We start from the raw sequence: 16,117 nt of genomic DNA on the forward strand, positions 1-16,117 counted from the left end.
CAAAGGAGGCTATCATGAATACAGTTCCTATGTACGAAGCAAAAAACAAATTGCCGCTATTTATGCATCAGGCAGAAGAATCGGGCCCGGTTTTTGTCACCCGCAGAAATAAAATTGCAGGTGTTATCCTTTCTATTGATGATTACAACAAACTGCTTTCAAAGCAGCCCAAAAAAACAATTCTTGAAGCTGCAGAAGAATTCCGCAGAAAAACCGCCGGCACATTAACAAATGAAGATATCGATAAGATTTTTGATGTTAGGGATCATACTCCTGACTCTTATGAAAGCCATGTTTTTGATGGAGTATTTGACGCCGAATGATTTATGAAGAAGAACCTCATTACCTGTTAGACTCAAATATAATTTCCGAAATTATTAAACCGGAACCAGACTTTAATGTTATTTCCAAAATTGCAGAACATAATTCTGATTGTGCAATCTGTACGCCAGTATGGCAGGAAATTCTATATGGATTATATCGAATGCCGGAAGGAATGAACAAAAAATATCTTGATAACTTTATCAATGATGATGTTCATGAAAATTTCAAGATTAAGAATTTTACGGAAAAGGCCGCTGCAATTCAGGCTGACTTGAGGGCAAAACTCGAAAAAACAGGCGCCCCAACTCAAAAAGAAGACAGCATGATTGCCGCCATCGCACTTGCAAACCACATGGTTTTAGTCACCCGAAATACTAAGCACTTCACCGCCATTCAGCAGGTCAGCGACCTGCTGATTGAAAACTGGTTTGAAGCTTAAAACTCATTTCCAGGGAAACGAGGAATCATATCTGTGGCTTTTTTGATTTCTGCGTCGCTTGGAATGTAATCTCCCATTTCTCCGTCGTTGAAGGCCTTGTAAGCATACATATCAAAATAGCCGGTTCCTGTAAGACCAAAGACAATGTTCTTTGCCTCGCCAGTCTCCTTACACTTCATTGCCTCATCAATTGCAACACGGATTGCGTGGCTGCTTTCCGGAGCCGGCAAAATACCTTCAATGCGGGCAAAATCTTCTGCGGCCTGGAAAACAGAAGTCTGTTCTACAGAGCGTGCCTCAAGCAAGCCCTGGTCGTAAAGCTCACTTACAATGCTGCTCATTCCGTGGTAGCGCAGTCCTCCGGCATGGCTTGCAGAAGGCATAAAACCGCTTCCAAGAGTGTACATTTTCTGAAGCGGGCAAACCTTACCGGTATCGCAATAGTCATAAGCGTAAACACCCCGGGTCAGGCTAGGACAACTTGCAGGTTCAACCGCGATAATCTTATAATCAGCCTCACCGCGGAGCATTTCACCGGCAAATGGAGAAATCAAACCACCGAGGTTACTTCCACCGCCCGCACAGCCAATGATGATATCAGCTTTTACGCCGTACTTGTCCAGGGCGGCCTTAGTTTCAAGACCAATCACACTTTGGTGCAGGAGAACCTGGTTCAAAACAGAACCAAGCACATAGCGGTAACCTTCGTGGGTCATTGCGTGTTCAACAGCCTCGGAAATTGCACAGCCTAGTGAGCCGTTAGTTCCCGGGAACTCGGCATTTATGCGGCGACCAACCTCTGTATTCATGGAAGGAGAAGGAGTTACATTTGCACCATAAGTGCGGATTACCTCACGGCGGAAAGGCTTCTGCTCATAAGAGCACTTTACCATATAAACAACGCAGTCCAGACCAAAGTAAGAGCTTGCCATAGAAAGGGCAGTTCCCCACTGGCCGGCACCGGTCTCGGTTGTCACACCCTTGAGGCCCTGTTTTTTTGCGTAGTAAGCCTGGGCAATGGCAGAGTTCAGTTTATGGCTGCCCGAAGTATTATTGCCTTCAAACTTGTAGTAAATGTGAGCCGGAGTTCCAAGCTTCTTTTCCAGACAGTAAGCGCGGACAAGAGGTGCCGGGCGGTACATTTTATAGAAGTTTCTGATTTCTTCCGGGATTTCGATATAAGCGTCAGTTTCGTTGAGTTCCTGGGCCACCAGCTCCTTACAGAAAACCTTTTCCAGTTCTTCTGCAGTACAAGGCTTGTGAGTCTGAGGATTCAAGAGTGGAGCCGGTTTCTTTTTCATATCTGCGCGGACGTTATACCAGGCCTTAGGCATCTCCGATTCTTCAAGATAAATTTTATAAGGAATTTCCTTTGCCATAATATAACCTCCGTTGGCACTTTTTTTTGAGAAAATCGTGTGTTTCTTTTTAGAGAAACAAATAACAGTTTGTAATATATAACAGGAAGTTATTTCTGTCAATATTTTTTGAATATCACCAGTTTAAAATACAAAAGGCGGCACAAAGCCGCCCTGTTTTTATAAGTTTTCTTACTAGGAATCAGCCTGCATAACCTTGAATGGGTCTTCTGTGCGGTACATTTCACGCAGCTTAGGCTTTTCGATTTTTCCTGTAGGATTACGAGGAACCGGCGCAAAAATAATCTTGCGAGGTCTCTTGTACTTTGGAAGCTCCATACAGAAATTGTTTACATCTTCTTCAGTACAGGTGTAGCCCTGCTTTACTTCGATGATTGCTGCCGCAATTTCTCCAAGACGCTTATCAGCAAGACCAATAACAGCAACGTCCTTAATTGCTTCCATCTTGTGGAGGAAGTCTTCAATCTGAACAGGATAAAGGTTTTCACCACCAGTAATGATAACGTCCTTCTTGCGGTCTACGAGGTAGATAAATCCGTCAGGATCCATCATTGCCATGTCACCAGTGTAAAGCCAGCCTTCGTCATCCATAACCTCAGCAGTAGCCTCTGGATTCTTGTAGTAGCAAACCATAACGCCAGGTCCGAATACAGCAAGCTCACCTACATCACCATGCTTAACTTCCTTGCGGTTTTCATCAACAATCTTAACCTTCCAGCCATAACCAGGAATTCCGATTGCACCAATTTTGTTGTCGTTGCCAACACCAAGGTGAACACAACCAGGTCCAATACTTTCTGAAAGTCCGTAGTTTGTATCGTAGTCGTGATGTGGGAAATATTTTTTCCAGTCTTCAATAAGCTTCTTTGGAACAGGCTGAGCACCAATGTGCATAAGGCGCCACTGATCAAGATGGAAGTCAGAAATCTTAAGGTCACCTCGGTCAAGGCTGTCGAGAATATCCTGAGCCCAAGGAACAAGAAGCCATACAATAGTACAAAGTTCATCAGATACAGCTTTAAGAACTGTTTCCGGCTTTGTACCGCGAAGAAGCACAGCTTTACTTCCGGAAATCAAAGACCCAAACCAGTGCATCTTGGCACCTGTGTGGTAGAGCGGCGGAATACAAAGGAATACATCATCCTTTTTCTGACCGTGGTGCTGCTGTTCAACTGCAGCAGAGTGCATAAGGGCACGGTGCTTATGAAGGATAGCCTTAGGGAAACCAGTTGTTCCCGAGCTGAAGTAAATTGCAGCTTCATCATCATCTGTAAGTTCAATGTCCAGATTTTCAGAAGAATAGTTCATTACAGAAGAAATATAGTTTTCTGAGAAAGTTGGAGTAAGACCTTCGCCAACATAAATGAGAAGGCGGCGGTTCATGATTTTTTCTGAAATTGTTTCAAGACGGCCAATAAATTCAGGGCCAAAGAAAAGTACAGAAATATCAGCAAGATTCAGACAGTAGTCAATTTCATCAGATGCATAGCGGAAGTTGAGAGGAACAGCGAGGGCACCTGTCTTCAAAATACCAAAATAAATAGGAAGCCACTCAAGGCAGTTCATAAGAAGAATACCTACTTTGTCGCCTTTACGAACACCGCGCTCAAGCAAATAGTGAGCACAGCGGTTAGCCTTTTCGTTAAAAATGCGCCAGCTGATTTCGCGGCGGTAAGGAAGATTAGGCTCCGGCTGGGTAAGGTCAAATTCCTTCCAGGTCATGCGGCGGGTGTCTTTTACTTCCGGGTTTAATTCTACAAGCGCGCAGTCATTTGCATACTTTTCTGCGTTGCTTTCAAGATATTTGGTGATTGGCATAGTTTTTACCTCTAACGTCATCCTGAACATACTTCAGGATCTTTTATAAATAGTTAAGAAAATTATAAAGGATAAAGTTGAAAAATAAAAGTGGAAAATCTCATCTATTTTTCTTTACATTTAGAAATTCGGTGTTATAATTTATAAATATAAAACTTGTTAGATGAGGTGGAGACATGGAAAGAATGCAATGCGATAACTGCGGACACGTTTACGATAAAGACGAAGGCGATCCAAAGAACAATGTAGCCCCAGGAACAGCATGGGCTGATGTACCAGCTGATTATAAGTGTCCTGAATGTGGTGCTGGAAAAGACAAGTTCATCATAGAATAGAAATAAATCTTTTTGATTTATATAAATTAGGGGGAAAGAGCGTTTCGAAAGAAACGCTCTTTTTTTATCGGAAAAAGCTAATTACAAATACCCAGATAAAGCCAAGTACTGTAATCATCTTAAGGCCCGTACCAAGCAGAAATCCCATAAAAGCACCAAAGGCAGCCTTAAACACACCTTCGCTTCTGCCCTCTTTATTAATAAACTCACCAATCAAAGCACCAAAGAAAGGACCAAGAATAATTCCCCATGGGCCTGTAAAGAATCCTACGATAAGACCAATTGTAGCTCCCGTAGTAGCATATTTACTGCCGCCAAATTTCTTAGTCATCGTAACCGGGAAGAAATTATCAGCAATTGAAACAACAACCGCAATAATTCCCGTTATCACAAGACACAAAAGCGAAATCGAATTGTATTCAGAAAAATAAGCCGCCAGCAGCCCTGCCCAGGCAAGCGGTGCACCAGGAAGAACCGGCACAAAAGTTCCCAAAAAACCGACCAGAAGTAAAACTCCTGCAACAATACATAAAATTACACTAATTCCAGTACTCATTTTCCTGCCTTCCCAAAGTTTTTTAATTCAGGATGGTATTTTTTCCATCTTGCAAGTTCATCATCAAATTTTGCGCCCTCAAAGGTTTTAAAGTCGCGGTCTATTTTGATAATCTCATCTTTCAAACTCACTACCGCATCTGCAATACAAGGTTCAAAAGCTTTACCCTTCTCCGCTTCAAAAACCTTAACAGCATCAGCAATAGACATAGGTTCTTTATATAATCTCGGACTAATCAGAGCATCAAGAACATCAGCTGCCCCAAGAATCCGTGCACAAAGAGGAATTGTATCTCCGGTAACCCCATATGGATAACCGCTTCCGTCCCATCTTTCATGATGATAAAGTGCCATTTCTTTTGCCGTTACATTAAAAGTTCCATCATCTATAGGAGGCATACCTTCAAGAATCTTTCTACCTTCCATTGGATGAGTTTTCATAATTTCATATTCTTCATCAGTATACTTTCCAAACTTATTTACAATATCCTGAGGAATCCTGATTTTACCAGCATCATGTAAAAGGGCTGCTAACATAAACTCATCTATCTTTGCATCAGTTAACTCCTGCGCATAATAGCCATTTGACCTCAACTGCTTACAGATTTCCTGAACATACTTGCCGGTATGATAATTATGAGTAACTCCAAATATATCAAAAGCACCAAAACTGCCGCCAACAAATTCAATAATCTTATGCTGATTTTCATTAAGATTTACGTTACGTGATTTTAGTTCGTTATTCAGCTTTTCAATGTACTCATTCTTTTCCTGAAGTTCTTTATTAGTATTAAACTGCTCAAGAGTTTTTTCATTCAGGCGTTTATAAGCACAATCTTTATCTGCATTTATAGACATAAGACGACGGAATGTTTCATAAGTTCTCTTTGAAAGCAAGTCAGTAACCAGAAAAACAAATATAAATTCAACAATTACACCAGGAACATTTTCTATAAACCAGCGCTCCTGAGTTTTTACACCGCTGAGAACCAGAGTTACAGCCGAAGAACGAAGCCAATAAGCAATTATTGTAAGAAAAAAATTGATAGTTGTAGTGATTCGAGTAAGCTTGCGGTTATAATAAAGACAGCTGATAAACGGAGCAAAAGCCCATGAAATAGTAAGAACAATTACACCTTTCATACCCAGCAGGAACACAAATCCGGAAATAGCTAAAAGTCCAAGGTACATGGAAACATACTGAAGTTTCTTATTCCAGGTTTTATTCAGTATAAAGCACGTAAAAGCCATTACCAGAGTGTATATCAAAATCATAAACGCATAAGGTGTTGGTACATACCATACACCCACATAAGTAAGAACAACAAATGAAATTGGAACTATAAGAGCGCAAAAAAGAATTGTATAGATTTTCTTATTGATATTTACAATATTCTCTGTAAAAAATGAGTCTTCTTCGGTAATCGGCATAAGAAAAGTATAACATGTGGGTATTGATTTAGCAAATTCTTGAATTAACCTAAATACTTCTATATACTTAAGTTATACTAAAAAAAAGTGGTGATGCTAAAAAAGCTTCGCACACAGGAGAATGGAAAATGGACAAACTAAAAATCTTATTGGCTAAAGGCCGCATCTACGAGTCAGTTTATGAACTTTTAAGTGACGTAGGTATTTCAATCCATCTTCCTGACCGCACATACTTCCCGACAACAAATCAGGAAGACCTCGCATTCCAGGTAGTAAAGCCACAGATTACAAGCCTTCTTCTTGCAAATAACAAGGCAGATGTTGGATTTTCTGGAAAAGACTGGGTTTATGAAAATCAGGTAGAAAACGACGTTGTAGAAATTATGGATCTGGGCTTTGACCCTGTACGCATTGTAGCTGCAATTCCTGAAGCACGCGATTTTGACAAGCTTCTTAAAGGACAGGTTACAATTGCAACAGAATATCAGGTTCTGAGCCGCAAATGGGTTGAAAACAAAAAAATCGACGGAACAATCTTCCGCACCTGGGGAACTTCAGAAGGTTTCGTTCAGGACACAGATGATTCAATCGCACAGATTCTTATCGACAACACTTCAACAGGTTCTTCACTCAAAGCAAACCGCCTCAAGATTGTAGACACTCTTATGGAATCTTCTACAAGAATGTATGCAAGCAAGGCTGCAATGGAAGATCCTGCAAAGAAGCAGAAAATCATGGAGCTCAAAATGCTCTTCGAAACAGTTTTGAACGCACGCAACCGCGTAATGCTCGAAATGAACTGCGCAGAAGACAAGTTCGACACCCTCATCAAGGGAATCCCAAGCATGAAGAGTCCAACCGTTTCCCCACTTTTCGGCGGCAACGGCTACGCAATCAAAATTGCAGTTAAGAAGTCTGAAGTACCAACTCTCCTGCCAAAGCTCCAGAGCCTCGGTGCCACAGACATCGTTGAATATGAACTTAGAAAGGTAATGCTTTAAGATAAAATTCCTCACAGAGCCAAAGAGGACACAGAGGATTTTAACAGTTTTTTCGGAGGAAGATTTTTTTGACGAAAAAGGAACTTGATGAATTAACTGAAAAGATTATTGGAATTGCAATTTCAGTACATAAAGAACTGGGACCTGGACTTCTTGAAAAGGTTTATCAAAAATGTCTAATGATTGCACTGGAAGAAAACGGTCTTAACGTTGAATCAGAAGTTCCTGTTGAAGTTATCTTTCATGGTCAAAAAATTTCAGATGAAGCATACAGAATCGATTTATTAGTTGAAAATATAGTCGTTTTAGAATTGAAATCTGCATCAAAAAATTCAGATTTATTCAAAAAACAACTTGGGACTTATTTAAAGTTAGCTGATAAACCTTGTGGTTTACTTATAAACTTTAACGAAGTATTATTAAAGAATGGAATAATCAGAGTAATGAATGGATATCTAAACTAATATCCTCTTTTGCTCTGTGTACTCTGTGAGGAATTTATTTATATGAGAACTGCTACTATAAAAAGAACTACCGGTGAAACACAGATTGAACTCACCCTGAACCTCGACGGTACAGGTAAATACGATGTTGAAAACCCAATCGGATTTTTCGACCACATGCTCCGCAGTTTCTGCAAGCACGGACTTTTTGATCTGAGCGGAACAATCAAGGGCGACCTCAACGTAGACCAGCACCACACAATTGAAGATACCGGAATTGTACTCGGCGAATGTTTCAAAAGAGCACTCGGCGACTGTGCAGGTATTTTTCGCAGCGGTTTCTTTATTTACCCTATGGACGAAACTCTCGCTCAGGCCGCAGTAGACTTTGGAGGACGTCCTTACCTCGTTTGCAACTCACAGCTCACAGGTATGCCGCTTGTAAGCATACAGAATGGCAAAGAAGGTTCTTTCCAGACAGACTGCTTTGAAGACTTCTGGCAGGGCTTTGCTAATGCTGCACTCTGCAACTTACACATCGACGTTATCCGTGGACGCAGTGATCACCACAAAATTGAAGCCTGCTTTAAAGCTGTAAGCCGCGCCATTCGCAGCGCAACAGAAATAGATGCCCGCCGCGGCGGCACAGTTCCAAGCACAAAAGGCGTTATTGTTTAAGCTTTAAAACGCAGAAGGTCCCCATGAAACTCGTAGTCTTCGGCGATTCTATCCTAAAAGGCGTAATCACAATTCCCGGTTCCGGAAAACTCTTTGACGTAACCGAGAATGATTCACTTACCCTTGCACAGAAAAAGCTTGGATTCGAGCTGGATAACCGTTCAATCTACGGCAACATCACAAGCAAGGGCCTCCTCAAACTCCAGAAGTTTTTTGAAAAAGGCGGAGAAGCAGATTTTTGTATAATTGAGTTCGGCTCAAACGACTGCGACTATGACTGGGGAACTTTTGTGCAAAAGGTTCCATTGGCAGAGTATCTGGAAAACCTTTCTCAGATGGTAAATCTCTGCCGCGCCAATAAGGTAACCCCTCTTATGATGGGACTCATACCTTATGTATGCGACGACTGGTTCAAAACAATCATAAAGGGCCAGGATGAAGAAAACATTCTGAAGTTCCTCGGTGGCACTCCAGAAACACTCGGTAAAAATCAGCTTGCCTATAAAAATGCACAGGCAGACTTTGTAAATAAAAATAATGTTCAGTTCTTAGATCCATGGAAAATCTTTGAAGGTCACAAAGAACTTATGTGCTATGACGGAATTCATCCGAATGAAAAAGGCTATGAACTTCTTGCAGATGCCTGGATTAAATTCCTGTCAGAAGTAAAAAAGGAATTCTAATGAAAGAAATAACTATATACACAGATGGCGGATGCCACGGAAATCCTGGCCCTGGTGGCTGGGGAATTGTTGTAATTGCAGACGGAGTTGCAAAGCAGCTTTCCGGCGGTGAAAAAATGACAACAAACAACCGCATGGAACTTATGGCAGCAATTACAGCTCTCACCGTAGTTCACAACACTCCCGATTTTGCAGGCAGCCATGTTACTGTAAACATCGACAGTCAGTATGTAAAAAACGGAATCACCACCTGGATAAAAAGCTGGAAAGCAAAGGGCTGGAAAACTGCCGATAAAAAGCCTGTAAAAAATCAGGACCTGTGGATACAGCTCGACAGTCTCAACGCTGGTCTCAATGTAACCTGGAACTGGGTAAAAGGCCATGCAGGAATCGAATACAACGAAATCTGTGATCAGCTTTGTCAGTCAGAAATCGCTAAATTCGAATAGCCGTAAAATCTCAAAAAAAATCATTTTTCTCTCTAAAAACTTCCTAAAAAGTTCTATCTGATACTATTTATATAGTATGAGAAATTTGATTTTTTATACTATGATTTTCACTCTGGTGCTCGCAACCAGTTCCTGTTCACAGGCAATGACACAACCGGCGGAAGAAACTCTGGAAATCAGTTTACCCGCCTGGCCTCCAGATGGCTGTTACACTGACCACTATCCTCAACTCTCCCGCTGGTACATCCAGATTGCCGGGGCCGGGTTTCAGAAATATTTTTATTCAGCGCAATCACAAATATCTGTTCAAATCAAAAAGAACCGTCCACTCTGCATAACCGCAAAGCCGATAACACTGCTTTATGACGGAAGCGAGAGTGACTATTTTAAGCCGGCCGGCTATATGTATCCTTTTTCAGAAGACTCCTCATCAAACACCACGCCCACATTAAATTGGGAACAGGGATACCTTGCAAACCTTATGCAAAAACTTTTTAAGCGCTGTAACGCAGAAGGATTGTCTCAAATTGATACTGAATATCTCATAAGCACCTTTAATTGGAGAAAAGCACAGACAGCCATCGAACAGAAAATCCATAGCGACTCAGAAATCTTTTATAATCCCTGGCTTATTCCAGAGTCGCCTGTTCTTGAAGCTGTCAGTTCACATAGTTTTAAATCCTCTCTGCTTACACCTGCGGGAATACTTTCTATAACGACCGATCAGCTTAAAAATTCTTTTATAGCCTCAGATTCTCCCCTTCTTTCCTCTTTTATTCCTGAAAATTTCTGTATAGAGCAAAAAAATCAGTTTACTGTTATGAAAAATTCCCCCATAATAATAGGCGACGGCAATAAATACGCACTTTACATCATCTGTAAAAGCGCAAAAAATATATCACTTGAGCTTATTTATCTGCCGATATACATTGAAGATATATGAAAATTTTTAAACTGGCATTATTGTTCACCATTTTCTCTGTTTCTCTTTTTGTCTGTGGCTGTAAGAAAAAAACTGCTCAGATTCCAGTTCAGAATACAATCACTGTTGAAATCACAAAAACAAATCATGCATGGTATTATTTTTCTAACTATACTTACCATTTTGTAGACCGACCGCAGAATGCACCTCTGCAGGCTCAAAAGCCCTGGACAGAAAGCATAAGAATCTCTTCTGCAAATAACGAGGCATGTACACAATATTCTGAATCAAAAGCCTTTGCTGTCGTAAACCGCCTTGGTATTCTTTCCTTTAATGATGAAGCAATTACTCTTTCACAGGATGCAAGTTTATTTACAGACCGAACTGCAGGAAATCTTGTTTTTCTGAACAATGTTCCGGTTTACTCAGTTTATAAAAGTGCCTTTTTCAATGATACAATTCTTGCACCGGATTATAAGAACGACAGTTCATCACATCTTTTCCTTTTACAGTTTGATTCACATGCAAAGATTTCATATCCTATTCTGAACTGTAATAACATCACAGACAAAACAAACTCTGAAGTAACAGATTTTTACTGGAATGGACTTGAATGGTGCTGCAGTATAAAAACTATTTCAGATATTAAAAATGAATTTTCTTATATCAGATTCAAACCTTTAATCCCACTTCTTGCCCTTTCACCTTCAACTGCAGAAGGTAAGATTGATATTGAAGAATGCGATGCTGATTTTTTCAGAAGCTGCAGAGTACATCACAATTATACTGATGCTCCAGATAGAATTAAAAAACTGCTTTCAGGTTTTGATACAAAACTTCCTTTTATAATCGAAGTAAAAAATGCAGGCGGCAGTTCACCTCGTATTTATGAAAATACAGTAGCAAACTCAAAAGAAAAAGAACTTAACGCAAAGGCTATTCTTTCTGCAAACTGGAGCGCTGCTTTGTTTGAAGATGGAACTCTTTTCCTAGAGGGCGCACTTCCAGGAAAACATATTCTTCGCAGTGGGAAAGCTGTTGCAATTCGGCTTCCAAAGCTTCCTGTAGGTTTTATATATTCTGATTTTGTAATTTCAGGAACAACTCTTTATGCAGCATGGGAAGAATCTTCGTTCTATAAAACAGGACGTGCCGGCTTCCTTCAGGTAAATCTTGAAAGAACCCTTTACAGCAGAATGATTTAGAGGTATTTGTGAAACCTATTAGAAAAATCCTTTTGATTTTTGCAAGTTTATTTCTGCTGTCTTCAATTTCTGCTCAAGAAGAGTCAGAAATTCCGGCAGATATTTCTTCTTCAGAAGAAACTGCAAAATCCATTCAACCTGCAGATTTTGTTCTTCAATTTGAACCTGGCATTTATATAAATACAGAAAGCAAACTTGTAAGTGCACCTTCTCCTGTAGTTTATCCTATTTCTGTAGGTTTTCTCTGGCCGGAACATTCAGTGTTTGCCATTCAGCCAACCTTAAGCTTTTTTATGATGCATCATCTTTTATATGAAGATAAGGCTCTGCCTGCTGAAATAGAAAACCGTACTACAACAACCCTTTCATTCATGCTGAACATTCCGGCAGTTTATTCAATTTATCTTTCCAACAGCAATTTTCAAATTACTGCAGGACTTGGAATTTTCATGAGATTCGGGATTCTTTCACCTGGTGTGAAGGAAGGAGATTCCGGCTGGTCAGGAAGTGCCGGCAGTGATGTAAAAAAGATAAACAGTTATTTCTGGGGAAATATGCGCTGGCTCTACCTTACTTTGGGTGGTAGCTGGCTATATAATTTGACCCCGCAGCTAAAGGCGGGGCCAACATTGAATATTTATCTGCCTGCGGGAGGTCTCATAAGCGACGGTTCCGCACAGGCAATGATTATTTCGGCAGGTATTAAAATCTGCCGTTAGCACCTTCGTCATTGCGAGCCGAAGGCGAAGCAATCTACTAATACATACCGCCCATATCAGGAGCTGGGGCAGCAGGAGCCTTAGGTTCAGGAATATCAGTAATTGCACATTCTGTTGTGAGGAGAGTTCCTGCTACAGATGCAGCGTTCTTCAAAGCTGAACAAGTAACCTTAGCTGGGTCGATAATTCCGGCCTCAAGCATATTTACCCATTCACCAGTACGAGCATTGTAACCAATACCCTTCTTTTCTGATTTAGCACGTTCTGCAATTACGCTTCCGTCAAGACCAGCATTTTCTGCAATCTGGCGCATTGGCTCTTCGAGAGCGCGGCGTACAATCTTAAATCCAACCTTTTCATCTTCTGTAAGGTCAGCTGGGATTTCGTTCAAAGCCTTAGAAGCTTCGATGAGTGCAAGTCCACCACCAGAAACGATACCTTCTTCAAGAGCAGCACGTGTAGCAGCAATTGTATCTTCTACGCGGAACTTCATTTCCTTCATTTCTGTTTCTGTGTTAGCACCAACGTTGATTACAGCAACACCACCAGCGAGCTTAGCAAGTCTCTTCTGGAGCTGTTCCTTGTCATAAGATGATGTAGACTTTTCGATAGCAGTCTTGATTTCTGCAACACGGTCTTTGATAGCCTTAGAAGATCCTGCACCACCAACGATTGTTGTGTTGTCCTTGTCAATCTTAATAGACTTAGCCTTACCAAGAACTTCTGTTCCAGAAGTTTCAAGTTTAAGACCAACTTCTTCTGATACTACAGTAGCTCCTGTCAAAATAGCGATATCCTGAAGCATATCCTTACGTCTGTCACCAAAGCCTGGAGCCTTAACAGCACAAACTTTGATTGTTCCACGGATTGTGTTCAAAACGAGAGTTGTAAGAGCTTCACCTTCAACATCTTCACAGATGATTACGAGAGCCTTACCTGCATTTGCAACCTTCTCAAGAATTGGGAGAAGATCTTTCATAGCAGAAATCTTTTTGTCGTAAATCAAAACGTAAGCGTCATCAAAATCAGCTTCCATGCGCTCACGGTCTGTTACAAAGTAAGAAGAAATGTATCCGCGGTCAAACTGCATACCTTCAACTGTATCAACAGTCATTTCCATGTTCTTTGATTCTTCTACAGTAATAACACCGTCTTTTCCTACCTTTTCGATAGCGTCAGCAAGCATCTTACCAATTTCAGGATCGTTGTTTGCAGAAATTGTAGCGATGTTTGTAATATCATCAGCACCCTTTACAGGCTTTGCATTCTTTTTGATTTCGTCAACGGCAAGCTTTACAGCCTTATCCATACCGCGTTTAATTTCAATTGGTCTCATACCAGCAGCTACAGATTTAATTCCTTCGCGAACAAGTGCGTAAGAAAGTACAGTTGCAGTAGTTGTACCATCACCGGCATCATCGTTAGTTTTGCTTGCTACTTCGCGAACGAACTGAGCTCCCATGTTTTCATATGGATCCTGGAGTTCAATTTCCTTAGCAACAGATACACCGTCCTTTGTGATTACTGGTGAACCGTATTTCTTATCCATCATAACCATACGTCCACAAGGACCAAGTGTTGTTTTTACAGCCTTTGAAATCTGCTCAACGCCACTCAAAAGCTTTTTTCTAGCATCTTCACTAAACAATAACTGTTTTGCCATTTCTATATACCTCTTTTATTAGTTTAAAATTTAATCTTATAGTATAAAATATAGAAATTTCCGCCAAACGGCAAGGAAATTCGTATTCTTATTCTTCTGCTGTAATATTAGTCTGTCGGAACTTTGCAAACTGAAAATCGTCAAGTTTTACAAGCAGGCGGTAAAGTCCAAAGCCAGCGAAAGTACAGATAAGACGGTCATTTACAGTTAAAGGAATTCGGGGAACCAGATATGAAAAGAAAGTTCCCATTTTCAACTGACGCATAACCTCTGAAAAATTATCAAAAGCAGAAAAGCCTGTTGAAGTCTGGAAAAGCGGAAGCACAAAGGTATCCAGTAAACTTGCAGATGTAAAACTGAAAACAGAAGAGACTACAACAATAATCAAAAGATATAAAACAGTCATAATACGGCTGTACAGGAATTCTCTTTTATTTCTGGAAAATAACCAGGTAACAAATACAATCAGCATTCCACAAATTGCATAAAGGCAATCATAAAAAGAAAAAGGAGTACCTGTATATCGGCACAGCAAGACAATCATCAGCGGATTAAAACTCGCAGCAACTATAAGACCGGGAATAAGTCCCATATAAAGTGTTATTGCAACAGCAAATTCTGTATCAAGAAAACATGGCAACTGCAATTTATAAGCCATAAATGATGTAAAAAGATCTCCAAGTATTGCAATTACACAAAAAAGGATGTTTTTCACAAACGGTTTCATGGTTAGTATATCCTACACGAAAATCAAATTTATTATAACATGAATCAAAAAAAATCTCACTTTTCGTTTAGAAAAATCTATGTTATTATATAAGTATGAAAAAGGTATTGATTGCAGACAGTCATCCGTTATTCCGTGATTTTCTTAAACAGAAGCTTTCGGAAGACCAGATTGAAGTTATTACAACCCAGGAAAACCGCGATATTTATACAAAGGTTATTACCTCACTTCCAAACCTGATTATTCTGGATATGGAAGAAGATAACTCTATGGAAATGGAGTTTCTTGAAAAGAAGATGCACGATACAAACTGTGCAGATATTCCTGTCATCATTACCGGTCCAAAACAGGATCGCTCAAATATCGCAGCCTATGCAAAATACGGTGTAATTAAATACTTTGAAAAACCTGTTCAGTTTGACATGTTCTTTAAATCAATAGGCCTTGTTGTACGTGTTCCACTCTCAATGGATACAACACCTTGTATTCTGGACCTTCACCGAAATAATAATATTATCTTTATTGAACTTGCACTTGGACTCAACCGTGAAAAGATAGCACTTCTTCAGTTTAAGCTTTCAGAAATGATTGAACGTGAAAAGCTGGAAAATCCTAAGGTAATCATCATGCTTACAAACCTTGAGCTTACTTTTGTAGACGGCTATAACCTCGAATTCCTGATTGATAATGTTCTTGCCAGTTCAAAAATTCATGCAAAAAATGTTAAGATTCTTTCTCTAAGTAATTTTGTAAAGGAACTTGTAAACGGACATACAAATTATGCCGGCGTAGAAATTTCTTCTAATCTTTCAAGAATTCTTAATGACCTTGTAGATACCTCTGTTACTTCAGATATTTCAGACCTTATTACAAACCGCTTCCTTACCCCTTCTTACGAAACTGAAGATTCAGCATCTATTGCAACACGCTTTTCTTCAGATGGCCTTGAATATTCAGGAAAACCTAAAGAAACTGGAACCGTTCTTACAATTGCAATTATTGACAGCGATGAATCCAGCCTGGAAATCACAAAGAATTATTTTGAACAGGCCGGTGCAGCCTGCTTTACATATACAAAAGGTCAGGAATTCATAAATGACTATGACGATGGAAAGTTTGATCTTATTCTGCTTGATGTACTTTTAAATGATCAGACAGGGCTTTCTCTTTTACAGAGACTTCATGGAATGCCTCATTCGCCTCCAATTGTTATTTATTCTCAGAGTCTTCAGAAGGATATCATTGTAAAGGTTTTGAGTGCCGGAGCTGCAAGCTATCTGGTAAAACCTCAAAAGCCAAATGTTCTTATACAGAAATGTCTTTCAATTCTTAAAACAAAGGAATAA

The 16,117-nt window shown here is 40.1% G+C and carries 18 protein-coding genes; 12 read left to right on the top strand and 6 right to left on the bottom strand.

The genetic code is table 11. The features are described from left to right. The first annotated feature begins 14 nt into the window (after positions 1-14). Positions 15-323, top strand: coding sequence for a type II toxin-antitoxin system Phd/YefM family antitoxin (locus tag AABJ44_RS12415; RefSeq protein ID WP_338369365.1), 309 nt, complete (start codon positions 15-17; stop codon positions 321-323). Further along, on the top strand, positions 320-763 hold the full coding sequence (locus AABJ44_RS12420; protein WP_338369366.1) for a type II toxin-antitoxin system VapC family toxin: 444 nt from the start codon (positions 320-322) through the stop codon (positions 761-763). Before AABJ44_RS12415 ends, AABJ44_RS12420 begins: the two co-directional genes overlap by 4 nt. On the opposite strand, the gene AABJ44_RS12425 is transcribed toward AABJ44_RS12420, so the two are convergent. Both AABJ44_RS12425 and AABJ44_RS12430 read right to left on the bottom strand, forming a co-directional pair. Beyond that, complete coding sequence (locus AABJ44_RS12425) at positions 760-2,142, bottom strand: TrpB-like pyridoxal phosphate-dependent enzyme (protein WP_338369367.1); 1,383 nt, start codon at positions 2,140-2,142, stop codon at positions 760-762. The genes AABJ44_RS12420 and AABJ44_RS12425 overlap by 4 nt on opposite strands. Positions 2,143-2,316: 174 nt before the next feature. Further along, a complete protein-coding gene (locus AABJ44_RS12430; RefSeq protein ID WP_338369368.1) occupies positions 2,317-3,960 on the bottom strand; it encodes a class I adenylate-forming enzyme family protein in 1,644 nt (547 codons plus the stop codon). Between the two features lie 176 nt (positions 3,961-4,136). Between AABJ44_RS12430 and AABJ44_RS12435 the strand changes: the two genes are divergently transcribed. Next, entirely contained in the window at positions 4,137-4,295 is a 159-nt protein-coding gene (locus AABJ44_RS12435) for a rubredoxin (RefSeq protein ID WP_074642029.1), read from the top strand. Positions 4,296-4,359: 64 nt separating this feature from the next. Here the strand turns inward: AABJ44_RS12435 and AABJ44_RS12440 are convergent, their stop codons facing one another. Together AABJ44_RS12440 and AABJ44_RS12445 are read right to left on the bottom strand one after the other, a co-directional pair. Then, the gene (locus tag AABJ44_RS12440; RefSeq protein ID WP_083379762.1) at positions 4,360-4,851 is read right to left on the bottom strand and encodes a DUF456 domain-containing protein; all 492 of its coding nucleotides are present in this window, start codon (positions 4,849-4,851) and stop codon (positions 4,360-4,362) included. Next, on the bottom strand, positions 4,848-6,281 hold the full coding sequence (locus tag AABJ44_RS12445; RefSeq protein ID WP_338369370.1) for an HD-GYP domain-containing protein: 1,434 nt from the start codon (positions 6,279-6,281) through the stop codon (positions 4,848-4,850). The genes AABJ44_RS12440 and AABJ44_RS12445 overlap by 4 nt, the downstream gene beginning before the upstream one ends. A 128-nt stretch (positions 6,282-6,409) precedes the next feature. Here AABJ44_RS12445 and hisG point away from each other — a divergent pair, with 128 nt between their 5' ends. The 8 genes from hisG to AABJ44_RS12485 all read left to right on the top strand — a co-directional run bounded on the left by hisG (position 6,410) and on the right by AABJ44_RS12485 (position 12,381). Further along, positions 6,410-7,282: an ATP phosphoribosyltransferase gene (gene hisG / locus AABJ44_RS12450; RefSeq protein ID WP_074642025.1), complete on the top strand. Its 873-nt coding sequence runs from the start codon at positions 6,410-6,412 to the stop codon at positions 7,280-7,282. 68 nt (positions 7,283-7,350) lie between these two features. Next, positions 7,351-7,746 (top strand): GxxExxY protein, encoded by a 396-nt coding sequence (locus AABJ44_RS12455; RefSeq protein ID WP_338369371.1) that lies wholly within the window; start codon positions 7,351-7,353, stop codon positions 7,744-7,746. Positions 7,747-7,788: 42 nt separating this feature from the next. Beyond that, the gene (gene hisB / locus AABJ44_RS12460) at positions 7,789-8,403 is read left to right on the top strand and encodes an imidazoleglycerol-phosphate dehydratase HisB (protein ID WP_338369373.1); all 615 of its coding nucleotides are present in this window, start codon (positions 7,789-7,791) and stop codon (positions 8,401-8,403) included. 23 nt (positions 8,404-8,426) lie between these two features. After that, positions 8,427-9,086, top strand: coding sequence for an SGNH/GDSL hydrolase family protein (locus AABJ44_RS12465; protein WP_338369375.1), 660 nt, complete (start codon positions 8,427-8,429; stop codon positions 9,084-9,086). After that, positions 9,086-9,535: a ribonuclease HI gene (gene rnhA / locus AABJ44_RS12470; RefSeq protein WP_338369377.1), complete on the top strand. Its 450-nt coding sequence runs from the start codon at positions 9,086-9,088 to the stop codon at positions 9,533-9,535. Before AABJ44_RS12465 ends, rnhA begins: the two co-directional genes overlap by 1 nt. A gap of 76 nt (positions 9,536-9,611) precedes the next feature. Further along, positions 9,612-10,478: a hypothetical protein gene (locus AABJ44_RS12475; protein ID WP_338369379.1), complete on the top strand. Its 867-nt coding sequence runs from the start codon at positions 9,612-9,614 to the stop codon at positions 10,476-10,478. Then, positions 10,475-11,662, top strand: coding sequence for a DUF8086 family protein (locus AABJ44_RS12480; protein WP_338369380.1), 1,188 nt, complete (start codon positions 10,475-10,477; stop codon positions 11,660-11,662). Before AABJ44_RS12475 ends, AABJ44_RS12480 begins: the two co-directional genes overlap by 4 nt. Positions 11,663-11,670: 8 nt before the next feature. Then, positions 11,671-12,381, top strand: coding sequence for a hypothetical protein (locus AABJ44_RS12485; protein WP_338369381.1), 711 nt, complete (start codon positions 11,671-11,673; stop codon positions 12,379-12,381). Between the two features lie 37 nt (positions 12,382-12,418). Here AABJ44_RS12485 and groL read toward each other — a convergent pair whose 3' ends face one another. Both groL and AABJ44_RS12495 read right to left on the bottom strand, forming a co-directional pair. Then, positions 12,419-14,044: a chaperonin GroEL gene (gene groL, locus AABJ44_RS12490; RefSeq protein ID WP_338369382.1), complete on the bottom strand. Its 1,626-nt coding sequence runs from the start codon at positions 14,042-14,044 to the stop codon at positions 12,419-12,421. An 88-nt stretch (positions 14,045-14,132) separates the two neighbouring features. Continuing rightward, on the bottom strand, positions 14,133-14,759 hold the full coding sequence (locus tag AABJ44_RS12495) for a hypothetical protein (protein WP_338369383.1): 627 nt from the start codon (positions 14,757-14,759) through the stop codon (positions 14,133-14,135). A 107-nt stretch (positions 14,760-14,866) separates the two neighbouring features. Here AABJ44_RS12495 and AABJ44_RS12500 point away from each other — a divergent pair, with 107 nt between their 5' ends. Then, entirely contained in the window at positions 14,867-16,117 is a 1,251-nt protein-coding gene (locus AABJ44_RS12500) for a response regulator (RefSeq protein WP_338369384.1), read from the top strand.

Source organism: Treponema bryantii (assembly GCF_036492245.1).
GTDB classification, from domain to species: Bacteria; Spirochaetota; Spirochaetia; order Treponematales; family Treponemataceae; genus Treponema_D; species Treponema_D bryantii_C.

Excerpts from the sequence above, each read along its gene's own strand:
- AABJ44_RS12430 (WP_338369368.1), bottom strand. The coding sequence starts at position 3,960 with ATGCCAATCACCAAATATCTTGAAAGCAACGCAGAAAAGTATGCAAAT.
- rnhA (WP_338369377.1), top strand. The coding sequence starts at position 9,086 with ATGAAAGAAATAACTATATACACAGATGGCGGATGCCACGGAAATCCT.
- groL (WP_338369382.1), bottom strand. The coding sequence starts at position 14,044 with ATGGCAAAACAGTTATTGTTTAGTGAAGATGCTAGAAAAAAGCTTTTG.
- AABJ44_RS12440 (WP_083379762.1), bottom strand. The coding sequence starts at position 4,851 with ATGAGTACTGGAATTAGTGTAATTTTATGTATTGTTGCAGGAGTTTTA.
- AABJ44_RS12480 (WP_338369380.1), top strand. The coding sequence starts at position 10,475 with ATGAAAATTTTTAAACTGGCATTATTGTTCACCATTTTCTCTGTTTCT.
- hisG (WP_074642025.1), top strand. The coding sequence starts at position 6,410 with ATGGACAAACTAAAAATCTTATTGGCTAAAGGCCGCATCTACGAGTCA.
- AABJ44_RS12465 (WP_338369375.1), top strand. The coding sequence starts at position 8,427 with ATGAAACTCGTAGTCTTCGGCGATTCTATCCTAAAAGGCGTAATCACA.
- AABJ44_RS12435 (WP_074642029.1), top strand. The coding sequence starts at position 4,137 with ATGGAAAGAATGCAATGCGATAACTGCGGACACGTTTACGATAAAGAC.
- AABJ44_RS12500 (WP_338369384.1), top strand. The coding sequence starts at position 14,867 with ATGAAAAAGGTATTGATTGCAGACAGTCATCCGTTATTCCGTGATTTT.
- hisB (WP_338369373.1), top strand. The coding sequence starts at position 7,789 with ATGAGAACTGCTACTATAAAAAGAACTACCGGTGAAACACAGATTGAA.
- AABJ44_RS12420 (WP_338369366.1), top strand. The coding sequence starts at position 320 with ATGATTTATGAAGAAGAACCTCATTACCTGTTAGACTCAAATATAATT.
- AABJ44_RS12415 (WP_338369365.1), top strand. The coding sequence starts at position 15 with ATGAATACAGTTCCTATGTACGAAGCAAAAAACAAATTGCCGCTATTT.
- AABJ44_RS12475 (WP_338369379.1), top strand. The coding sequence starts at position 9,612 with ATGAGAAATTTGATTTTTTATACTATGATTTTCACTCTGGTGCTCGCA.
- AABJ44_RS12445 (WP_338369370.1), bottom strand. The coding sequence starts at position 6,281 with ATGCCGATTACCGAAGAAGACTCATTTTTTACAGAGAATATTGTAAAT.
- AABJ44_RS12425 (WP_338369367.1), bottom strand. The coding sequence starts at position 2,142 with ATGGCAAAGGAAATTCCTTATAAAATTTATCTTGAAGAATCGGAGATG.